This window comes from Fundicoccus ignavus (assembly GCF_009659375.1).
GTDB lineage: Bacteria > Bacillota > Bacilli > Lactobacillales > Aerococcaceae > Fundicoccus > Fundicoccus ignavus.
In genome coordinates, this window is sequence record NZ_WJQT01000009.1 from 107,414 (window position 1) to 118,164 (window position 10,751).

The following is a 10,751-nucleotide window of genomic DNA, read 5'->3' on the forward strand; positions in this document are numbered from 1 at the left end:
TTTAGCAACTTTCGGACCCTCGTTTTTCGAGCGAGGGGCTAGTAGCAGCGTTGGCAACTTTCAATAAATTAATGCACTTTAAGCTTCATTAAGGTAATCGAGCGCGTAGGCAACATGGAAATTAGCCATCAATGGTAAGGCTCTTTCATCCAAATCAAACTGGTTGTGATGTAAGCCGAAAGATGTTTCGGCTGAGCTGTTGACGCCGACACGCGCATAAATGCCTTGGATATCAACCAGAAAAGCGGCAAAATCATCCGCACCCATTGAAGCTTTTTTTGCTGTAATTACTTGGTCTAGACCGACTAAACTTCCCGCAATGCGAGCTGCTCTTTGAGCTGCTTCTTCATCGTTAATTACTGGTAAAGCCGCATCCCAGTTTTCAAATGTAACGTTAGCCCCATGGATTTCAGCCGTTAGCTTCGCAATTTGTTTCACTTTCTCTAAGGTCTGTTCACGACTTTCATGCGACAATGCGCGAACCGTTCCTTTAATTATTGCATGGTCTGCGACAATATTATAACGCGTACCGGATTCGAAGACCCCAATACCGACTACTACGGGGTCCTGTGGATCTGTTTGACGAGCTACGATATTTTGAAGTTCTGTGACAATATTTGCGCCTGCAATCAGTGCATCTGTTCCTTGATGTGGTTTAGCAACATGGGCATTCTTACCGAATACTTCGATTGTAAAGATATCGCACGAAGCATTTTGAGCGCCCGCAACGGCTTCGACTGATCCATAAGGCACCTCTGGATCAACATGAATGCCGAATACTTGACCGACACCTTCTAGTAGACCACTTGATACGAAATGACGTGCACCACCACCAATTTCTTCCGCTTGTTGGAAGGCAATCAGAACTGTTCCAGCGAATTGTTCACGGTGGTTTGCTAAATAATATGTCGTACCAAGCAATGCAGCTGTATGCGCATCATGACCACAAGCATGATTCAAACCAGGTTTGGTCGAAGAATATTCTGCATTTTTTTGGTCGGGTAATTCTAACGCATCAATATCGGCGCGTAGTAGTATTCTGCGATGGGTTTGATTTGGGTCAATTTTAGTTCCAGTGATTGTCGCAAGTGTGCCTGTTTCTTCAATCTTGTCAAAGGGAATATCCCATTGAGTTAAGAGGTTTTGAATATAGGCTGCTGTCTCGTATTCTTGCAAGCTCGGTTCAGGATTACGGTGGAAATGACGACGCCATTCCGTTAGTTGTTCTTGTAACGCTTCAATTTCGGGTAATAAGTTAACCATCTAACTTCCTTCTTTCATTTATAATAAGAAAACCTCGGACGAGTCCGAGGACTTTAAATTTTGTGAGCAGTTTTAACTTGATTATATCGCTTTACTTTTGTTGGAATACTTAACGTAGCTCAGCGAATTGTTTTCCATAGCGGTACAAAGGGCAATCTACGCCGATTGAGCTGGAGTAGACAGAACGCTAGTGATACCTTGGAAAGCGACCTCCGCCTTGGAAAACAATAAGCTGATCAAGGTACAGAGCTTCGTAAATCAAGATAAATATTATAAAACCTATATTAATAAGAAGACCGATCAGCATTGAGCTAACCGGCGACTGTTCTTTCTATAGATGCCTATTGTGACTATACTTGGATAGATGCACAATCAGGCAGTGGCTATTATTCTGTGTCGGTTTCGCTATCTGTTTCAGTTGATTCTTCTGCAGTCGTTTCGGCATCTGACTCTTGATCTGCATAGTCGGCAGCGCCGTCCCAAGCTGGGATACTTCCACCGTTACTTGTTTCAACAATTAGAGCAGCTGTTTCGGGTGTTTGATAAATTTCAACCAATTTTAAGTATAGTGGGTTCTCTTTATCTTCAGCACGAACTGCGATAATGTTCTTGTAAACCTCATTTAATGTTTCAACATCTTCTGCATCAAAGAAAATCGCATCTTCCAAAGTTAAGCCAGCGTCGTTCGCAAAGCCAGTATTGATAAATGCGGCATCCACATCTGGTAATGCTAACGAGATTTGAGAAGCATCCAATTCTTCAATCACTATGCCTTGAGGATTGTCAGTAATATCATCTGTTGTTGGTAACACACCTGCTGCGTCATCTACTTCAATAAAGCCCGCAATTTCTAAGGCTAGCAACGCACGTCCACCGTTGGTTGGATCGTTCGGGATTGCTATAATCGCGCCTTCTTCAGGTAATTCTGATAAATCGTCATATTTTTCGGAGTATAAACCGAGTGGGTTAACACTTGTATAACCAATATAAGTTAAATCAGCATCGTTGGCTGAGTTCCAATCGTTTAAGAAAGCGATGTGTTGGAATGAGTTAATGTCTAGCGAGCCATTGTTTAATGCTTCATTCGGTTGATTGTAGTCAGTCAATAAGACCACTTCAATCTCAATGCCTTCTTGTTCCAAAGCTACTTCCGCAACTGCTTCCCACACTTGCTCTCCTGCATCACCAACTACACCAACCTTTACTTGTTCACCTTCAAATGGACGTTCTGCCTCATCTTGAGCATAAACAGCGCTTGTTGCGAATGCACTAGCAGCGAACAATCCTGAAACAAGTGATAAGCTACCTAACTTTGCAATAATTTTTTTCATAATGGTCATCTCCTATTGATTTAAGTTTTCAAACTGAAGCAACTGACATTTGATAAATAGCAACGCTTTATTTAAAACATATTTGGAATTAGTGTTGCACTCGACGGATTAGCCAGTTAAAGATGCGTTGACTAATAAAGACAATCACTAAAATAAAGAATGTAGAGACTAAGACGACGTCCATACGACTTCTTTGGTAACCTCGGGCAATGGCCATAGTTCCTAATCCTCCGGCACCTACGGCACCAGCCATCGCTGTTAAACTGACGATATTAATCACAGTTGAGGCACTTACACGCAGTAAGGCTGGTAAACCTTCCCTTAAATACACTCGGAAAATAATACCCAGCGGACTTGAACCCATTGCTTGTGCGGCTTCAACGACTCCAGGATCAACTTCTAATAAGGCAATCTCAACTTGACGAGCAAAGAATGGAATGGTTGAAATAATAATTGGCACAGATGCGGCTGTCGCACCGATGGATACCCCTACTAAGATACGTGTAAAAGGTACTAACAAGGCCAGCAAAATAATAAATGGAATCGATCTGAAAATATTAATGAAAGAATCCAAGGCCCCATAAATCACTTTGTTGGGTAAAATACCATTCGGTCCCGATACGGTAATTACAATCCCTAACAGTAAGCCTAATAAACCACCGAAAACGATTGTTAATCCTAACATATAAAGAGTTTCCCAAATTGCTTCACCAAATTTATCGCGTAATTCCCAAGCATAAGGCAGGTACTCCTGAATAAAATTGTTAATCACTTCCATCTTAATCCTCCTTCGTCACAAATTCTTCAAGTAAGTCGCTGACTGAGTCAACTTTAACATCACTTTGTTTCAAGAATTCGATCGCTTTTTTAATATTCTCTGACTCACCCGTAAAGGCTACGAGCAAGTTACCAACAGGTGTGTTCTGTAAAATTTCAATGTGTCCATAAATAATATTGACGGTAACATCGTACTCTCGAACTAATGTCGAAATTAAAGGTTGCGTAGTACCGACACCTACATAACGTAAGCGAGCTAATATTCCTTCGCGATTTAATTTCTGCGTTTCTGGATGCGCCAATACCATACCAATTTCTTGATCAAAGTGAGTGGCTGTATCAATAAACTCTTTCGTTAATTGTTCGTTAGGTTCTGTAAAGATATCAACAATTGGACCTTGTTCAAGAATATGACCATTTTCCATTACCGCTACTTTATGACATAAGTCTTTCACAACTGACATTTCGTGAGTAATAATCACAATCGTTAACCCTAACTTTTCGTTCAATTCTCTTAATAAATCTAGAATCGAGCTTGTCGTCTTCGGGTCTAACGCACTTGTTGCTTCGTCACACAATAGAATATCTGGATCATTCGCTAATGCACGCGCAATCGCTACCCTTTGCTTCTGCCCACCAGATAACTGATTTGGATAAGCATCCGTTTTTTCTTTTAAGCCTACTAGACTTAAAAGTTCTGCAACTTTCGCTGCTTTTTCTTTTTTGTTTAATCCGCTACCTCTTAAAGGATACGCCACATTCTCAAAAATTGTACGAGACTCCATTAAGTTAAAGTGTTGGAAAATCATTCCGATTTTCTTACGTGCTTGACGCAACTCACGTGCGTTCAAGCCCATTAACTCTTGACCATTAACTAGCACTGTCCCTGTTGTCGGTCTTTGCAGCAAGTTAATCGTACGAACTAACGTACTTTTTCCAGCCCCGCTATACCCAACAATCCCATAAATCTCGCCTTTTTCAACATCTAAGTTCACATCTTTAACTGCCGTTACAACACGATCCTCATCATGAAACACTACATCTATATCACGTAATTTTATCACGCGGTTTCCCCCTCTGACTCAACTCATCTTTTCAACAGTCCGTTTACACCCTAAGTATTACACGGACCCAAACTTCTGTAAATGCAAAAAAACTCCCATCCTTATAAAAGGACGAGAGTTGTTAAACTTCGTGTTACCACCTTAATTCGCTGGCTCATTACTGAGACAGCCTCAAACAGTACGCATGCATCGACTCACATCAAGCTATCTGACAAGAGTGTCATTTAATACTGTGGCTTGCTAACGGTTGCTGCCGTTCACCCCTATTGCGCTTAGCGCATTCAGAATGACCGCTCGGTGGCCATTTTCAATTCATCATACAATACCCACTTGCACCAGATGTGAGCTCTCTTCGAAAGATGATCTAATCTACTTTCCACTTCAAAGCGTTTCGCTTTTTTCTAATATGACTGTATCTTACAAGTAATATTAGAAGGTGTCAAGCACTTTTATCATTTGTTTCTAATAATGATGTGTAATGTTGGTGCTAAAGATTTATCGTTTTATCGATTTAGCGATTTATCGTTCAGCGTCATCATCATTGACTCGCGTACACATTTGTAATACAATTCACTTGTAATACAAATGTGTACAAGGAGGTTTTTTTATGAGTACCGTTACATTTAGAGTTACCGATGAAGAAAAAGCATTCATTCAATCTATGGCTGATTTAAACGGCTTAAGTTTATCAGAATTAGCGAGAACTAAGCTTCTAGAAATACTTGAGGATCAAATCGATATGGCTTTATATGAAAAAGCCATGAAAGCACATGAAGTAAAAGACGAAAGCATTTCACACCAAGATATGCTTAAAGAATTAGACTTATGACAGAAAAAACATATAAGGTTCGTTATGAAAGAAATGCTCAAAAAACATTAAAAAAAATGGATAGACACCAAGCTAGCCTTATCTTATCTTGGATTTCTAAAAATTTAGAAGGAACTGACTCTCCTCGCGCTCATGGCAAAGGATTAGTTGGAAATAAAAGTGGTCAATGGCGCTACAGAATAGGTGATTATCGTTTATTAGCAAACATAAACGATGATACGATTACTATTCTGGTGTTAGAAATCGGTCACAGAAGAGAAATCTATAAATAGGTCGAGCGCATCAATAAAGCTGTCTCAGTTTTATTGGTTAAAATCATGAATTAACATATAGCAAGTAACTAATTGAGCGGCTTGTTTTCGAAATCATTCGAAGATGAACTGCTCATTTTTTCTAGTATTTTAACCTTCCTTTCCTCTAGCTTTAAATACAGGACGAAATGTTTTCGAACAAGATGTTCTTAGTTTTCTGTTACATACGTCTTCTTAAGGAGTTCTCGTTAATAACTATCATTATATTCTTGATTTCTATCACTTTATTGATTCCGAATGATTTCAATGTGCCAACTCGGAAAGTGAGTCGACACATTGAACTATCTAATGTGTCGACTCATTTCGACTTTCGACACGATTAGCGGAGATATCCGGTATCTGAGAACCTTTCTAAGGGGTTCTTGTATTTTTTTAGGCAGAAACTCACATTTACAATCGATTTTTTACAAAAAAGTCTGATATTTTTTTCTAATGTGCCAACTCGAAATTTGAGTCGACACATTGGACCATCTAATGTGTCGACTCATTTCGACTTTCGACATGATTCTGATCAGAAAACAAAGGGCAAGTCCGAAAGCTTAAAATTACGTTTAGCAATTTTAATTTAATCATATAACTTTACTTTTGTTGAAATACTTAACGTAGCTCAGCGCCTTATTTTTCAAAGTGGTATAAAGGGCAATCCAACGCTACTAATAGAGTCGCTTGGTGTGACTTTGAGCGTAGCAAATTAGTCAGAGCCTAGCCGATTAAACTGGAAAAGATGAACGCCAATGAAGGGTTTGAAAACGACCACCGCTTTGGAAAACAATAAGTTGAACGAAGCACAAAGCTTGGTAAATCAACATAAACTTATCATCCCTTATATTATAAAAAAGTCGGAAAAACACTTTTATTTTGCCAAAATATGAAAAAAGAACAATTCGCTTGAGAGATATCACGGTTTCTATCGTCCCGCACAATCTTTTGTGCTACAATATAAGAAAATACTTAAAAAGTGGTGAGTTTACGATGAAAAATATAAAGTTAAACGAAAGCTTGGCAGCCTTAAAGCCAAGTCCGATTCGTACATTTAATGATTCTATCAGCGGGATTGAAGGAATCATTCGCTTGACGATTGGTGAGCCGGATTATCCGACGCCACGTTTTATAAAAGATGCTGCTATTGATTCAATTGACAAAAGTTTTAATGGTTATAGTCATTCTCGTGGATTAATTGAATTACGCGAAGTCATCAGCCAATATATGGATCGCAAATATGGTTTGACTTATTCAGCAACTGAAGAAATCATTGTAACAGTTGGTGCAACCGAAGCACTCTTCTCAACCTTTTATGCTTTACTCAATAAAGGTGAAAAGATTATTACACCATCACCACATTATGCGGTTTATGGTACACAAGTTGGCTTAGCTGGCGGAGTATTCGTACCCGTTGATGTCACAAATGATGATTTCATTCTGACACCAGAACGTTTAGAAGCTACTTTGGCGGAGCACCCTGAAACTAAAGCCTTATTATTTAACTATCCATCTAATCCGACTGGCGTAACGTATACAGCCGAACAATTACAAGCTTTAGCTGAAGTGATTAAGCAACATGATATCTTTGTTATCTCAGATGAAATTTATTCTGAATTAACCTTTGATGGTAAACACACTTCCATTGCTCAATACATCCCTGATCAAACTATCGTGATCAATGGCGCTTCGAAATCTCACTCAATGACTGGTTGGCGTATGGGCTTCATCTGTGGGCCAAGTTGGGTGATTAGTGAAATCTTTAAAGTGCATCAATCAGCCATTAATGCACCAAGTACACAGGCACAATACGCAGTGATTAAAGGTTATGCAGAGGGAGATGACGCAATCGAAGAAATGCGTCAAGGCTATATCGAACGTCGTGATTTACTGGTCGCTGGCTTCGAAAAATTAGGTTTCGAGTTAGCAGCGCCTCAAGGTGCCTTCTACTTATTCATTAAAGTTCCTGCTTGGTTTGATGGCGACGGTTATGAATTTGCGACTAAACTCGCTCACGAAGCAAAAGTTGGGGTAGTACCTGGTTCTGCCTTTGGTGAAGCTGGTAAAAACCACTTCCGTTTAAGTTATGCAGCAAGCACTGAGAAATTAACAGAAGCCTTAAATCGTATCACAGCTTTTGTTGAAGCAAATAATTAGTTTTAAATAAGAAAAACTCAGACTAGTCCGAGGACATCAATTTACGATTAATCTGTTTAATTGATAAAATAACGTTAATTTTATTTGTATACCAAGCGTAGCTCAGCGATTTGTTTTCCAAAGCGGTACAAAGGGCAATCGGCACAGCTTGCTCTGACTATGAGCACTGCGAATTAGACAGAGCCTAGCCGATTGAGCTGAAAAAGTACGAACGCTAGTGATGGCTTTGAAAGCGACCCCCGCCTTGGAAAATAAAAAGCAGAGCGAAGCATAAAACGTAACAAATCAACTCTAAACTTATAAATATTTATAGTATGAAAGAAACCGCTGGGGACATATGCCTCAGCGGTTTTTGTGTACTCGTTTACTCCAATCCCAAATCAAATCCTTGGCTTTCAACGATTTTTAGAATCGTTTGACGTTTGAGTAAAGTATTCTTTTGTTTGGCAATGATTTGATCAGAAAAAGTATCTGAACGACGATTATTTTCACGCGTGTCATAATAGTGAGTCATTGCTTGATCATAACCAACAATCGCTTCGCCATAATCATGATTAGGTGCAAAGGGGTAACCATTGTTACCAACTTTTAAATCCAAAGCCATCCGCGGTTTTAATTGTGGGTTATCATTGGGATAACCGAAAGCCAAACCTAATAATGGAAACGTAAACTTCGGTAGCTGTAAAAGCTCAATCATTGCTTGGGCATCATTTAATACGCTGCCTAAATAAACTGCACCTAATCCTAATGATTCTATAGCATTGGTCATGTTCTGAGCAGCGAGATAAACATCGGCCACACCTTGGAAAAAGTTGTTCATGTCACCATAATGTTGTGCTTCATCACCTTTAGCACGCGCAATTTCAGTATTTCGGTATTGATCCACTAACAAAATACACAATTCAGGTGCATGCGCCACATAAGCCTGTTTACAAATTTCGGCAATTTTATCTTTTATATTTTGATCAGTGACTCGAATAACAGAATAGGTTTGCAGGCCACTACTTGTAGCGGTGCGATTCATGACTTCATAAATCTGTTCGACTTGCGCTGTTTCTACTCTTTCATCTTTGAAAAAACGGATGGTACGGTGTTCCAGTTGGCGTTCGATGCTTGGGTTCATTTACTCACTCCTTGAAATAGTCTGACTCTACCATAACCAATGTTATCAGAATTTGTCAATCTCAGCGCCTCACCCCTTTTCAAGTTACCAATATTTCGTTAAAATAAGACATTGAAAGAGGTGTGTAAGGATGACACAAACAACGATAGGAATTGTCGGTAGTGGGATTGTTGGTTCAACTGCTGCTTATTATTTAGCGAGAGCTGGCTATGAGGTAACGGTCTTCGACGAAGGAATTGGACAGGCCACAAGTGCTTCAGCAGGTATTATCTGTCCTTGGTTTACTTTACGCCGCAACAAACCTTGGTATTTCCTCGTGTCTAATGGCGCAGAATTTTACCGCGACATGATGCAAGATTTGCAAGCAGACGGTTTTGATACAAGTGATATTTTCCAACAAGACGGGGCCTTAATTATGCGCGATAAAGAAAATCGCATTGAGCGCGACCTAACAGACGGTGCGCTTAAACGCGAAACAGCACCTTCAATTGGACATATTGAAACAGTGCGCAATGAAAAATTGTCGGATTATTTTCCTTTATTAACGACTGATTACGATGCAACCTTTGTTGAAGGAGGAGCTCGTATTAACGGCCGTGCACTCGTTCAAACTTTACAAGCAGCCATTGAACACTTCGGTGGAAAATTATTGCGCGAACGGGCTAAGACAAGTTTTGACGCTAAGGGCGCAGTGGCACTAAGTAGTCCTTCACTCCGCGAACAGTCTTTTGATCGTATTCTATTAAGTGCGGGGCCTCAATTACCCAGTCTACTAGAGCCTTTAGGTTATGAGGTAGATGTGACCGCACATAAAGGACAATTGTTGAGTTTTTACTCAGAAGAATGGGTGGATAAACATTGGCCTGTTATTATGTTGCCTGGAAAATTAGATTTAATCCCCTTTAATAATGGCGAAATTGTCGTTGGTGCTACACACGAAGCTGATATGGGCTATGACTTAAACTTCGACGAAGAACGCTTGGCAACATTACGCTCGCAAGCTGAAGCTTGGTTGCCAGCTATCAAAGATATGCCCGTTCATCGCCGCGAGGTAGGCAGTCGCGCCTATACACCTGACTCCGCAGTATTGGTCGGACAAGTACCAAACTTAAGCAATGTTTGGGCGGTTAGTGGTTTGGGTGCCTCTGGTTTAACAAGCGGACCTTTCTTAGGCCATCAATGGACACAATTAGTGCAAAACGGTGATTGGCGAATTAAAGCAGAAGATTTTCCAATCGAACAGTACATTCGCCTTAAATCTGATACACTAAATACTTAAACACTTAACTTGCAAGCTTATTACTAGCATTCACCACTCACTTCATGATAATATCAAAGTATTCATAAATGATTTTATCAAGGAGGATTTATTATGTGGAAAGAGTTTAAAAGTTTTATTGCGAATGATAGTATTGTTACTTTAGCAACTGGTTTCATTATGGGTTCTGCTTTTACAGCAATCGTTACGAGTTTAGTTGATGACATTTTTATGCCATTAATCGTTGCTGTGACTGGGCAAGCAGATGTTTCAGGTTTATCTTTAAGTATCGGCAATACAACATTAGGCGTGGGTTCATTTTTACAAGCTATTATTAATTTCGTTTTAATTGCAAGTATGCTGTTTGTAGTACTTAAAGGTCTAGAAAAAGCCCAAAATAAGAAAATTATTACACCTGACGAAGCTCCGGCTGAACCTTCAACTGAAGAAGTGTTACTAGGTGAAATCTTAGCTGAGTTAAAGAAAAAATAATCAGCAGATTCAAACAGAGCTCCCAATAGGGAGCTTTTTCGGTTCTTTGTCAAATAGTGTTGGTGAATATTTAAGGCGATAGATTTAGTTCTATCGTCTTTTTTTGATGTAAGTATATTAGTCATCTGTTGGATTAGAGTATATTCGTCTATAGAGCCGCTTCGTCA

General features: G+C 39.6%; 10 protein-coding genes and 1 other annotated feature. Of the genes, 5 read left to right on the plus strand and 5 right to left on the minus strand.

Annotated elements, in window-relative coordinates:
* Positions 1-78: 78 nt before the first annotated feature.
* From GF867_RS07715 to GF867_RS07730, 4 genes are all read right to left on the minus strand, one after another.
* Positions 79-1,263 (minus strand): M20 metallopeptidase family protein, encoded by a 1,185-nt coding sequence (locus tag GF867_RS07715; RefSeq protein ID WP_153832532.1) that lies wholly within the window; start codon positions 1,261-1,263, stop codon positions 79-81.
* 386 nt (positions 1,264-1,649) lie between these two features.
* On the minus strand, positions 1,650-2,594 hold the full coding sequence (locus GF867_RS07720) for a MetQ/NlpA family ABC transporter substrate-binding protein (protein WP_153832533.1): 945 nt from the start codon (positions 2,592-2,594) through the stop codon (positions 1,650-1,652).
* Between the two features lie 88 nt (positions 2,595-2,682).
* Entirely contained in the window at positions 2,683-3,363 is a 681-nt protein-coding gene (locus GF867_RS07725; protein ID WP_436718603.1) for a methionine ABC transporter permease, read from the minus strand.
* A gap of 10 nt (positions 3,364-3,373) precedes the next feature.
* Positions 3,374-4,435 (minus strand): methionine ABC transporter ATP-binding protein, encoded by a 1,062-nt coding sequence (locus GF867_RS07730; protein WP_311453169.1) that lies wholly within the window; start codon positions 4,433-4,435, stop codon positions 3,374-3,376.
* A gap of 104 nt (positions 4,436-4,539) precedes the next feature.
* Positions 4,540-4,829, minus strand: a binding site (T-box leader).
* A gap of 213 nt (positions 4,830-5,042) precedes the next feature.
* Between GF867_RS07730 and relB the strand changes: the two genes are divergently transcribed.
* The 3 genes from relB to GF867_RS07745 all read left to right on the plus strand — a co-directional run bounded on the left by relB (position 5,043) and on the right by GF867_RS07745 (position 7,711).
* Positions 5,043-5,264 (plus strand): type II toxin-antitoxin system RelB family antitoxin, encoded by a 222-nt coding sequence (relB, locus tag GF867_RS07735; protein WP_153832535.1) that lies wholly within the window; start codon positions 5,043-5,045, stop codon positions 5,262-5,264.
* Positions 5,261-5,536: a type II toxin-antitoxin system RelE family toxin gene (locus GF867_RS07740; RefSeq protein ID WP_153832536.1), complete on the plus strand. Its 276-nt coding sequence runs from the start codon at positions 5,261-5,263 to the stop codon at positions 5,534-5,536. The genes relB and GF867_RS07740 overlap by 4 nt, the downstream gene beginning before the upstream one ends.
* A gap of 1,011 nt (positions 5,537-6,547) precedes the next feature.
* A complete protein-coding gene (locus tag GF867_RS07745; RefSeq protein ID WP_153832537.1) occupies positions 6,548-7,711 on the plus strand; it encodes an aminotransferase class I/II-fold pyridoxal phosphate-dependent enzyme in 1,164 nt (387 codons plus the stop codon).
* Between the two features lie 364 nt (positions 7,712-8,075).
* Here GF867_RS07745 and GF867_RS07750 read toward each other — a convergent pair whose 3' ends face one another.
* Positions 8,076-8,834, minus strand: a complete 759-nt coding sequence (locus tag GF867_RS07750) for a nitroreductase family protein (protein ID WP_153832538.1) — start codon at positions 8,832-8,834, stop codon at positions 8,076-8,078.
* A 130-nt stretch (positions 8,835-8,964) separates the two neighbouring features.
* Between GF867_RS07750 and GF867_RS07755 the strand changes: the two genes are divergently transcribed.
* Both GF867_RS07755 and mscL read left to right on the plus strand, forming a co-directional pair.
* On the plus strand, positions 8,965-10,113 hold the full coding sequence (locus tag GF867_RS07755) for an NAD(P)/FAD-dependent oxidoreductase (protein ID WP_153832539.1): 1,149 nt from the start codon (positions 8,965-8,967) through the stop codon (positions 10,111-10,113).
* Positions 10,114-10,206: 93 nt separating this feature from the next.
* A complete protein-coding gene (mscL, locus tag GF867_RS07760) occupies positions 10,207-10,584 on the plus strand; it encodes a large conductance mechanosensitive channel protein MscL (RefSeq protein WP_153832540.1) in 378 nt (125 codons plus the stop codon).
* Positions 10,585-10,751: the final 167 nt, after the last annotated feature.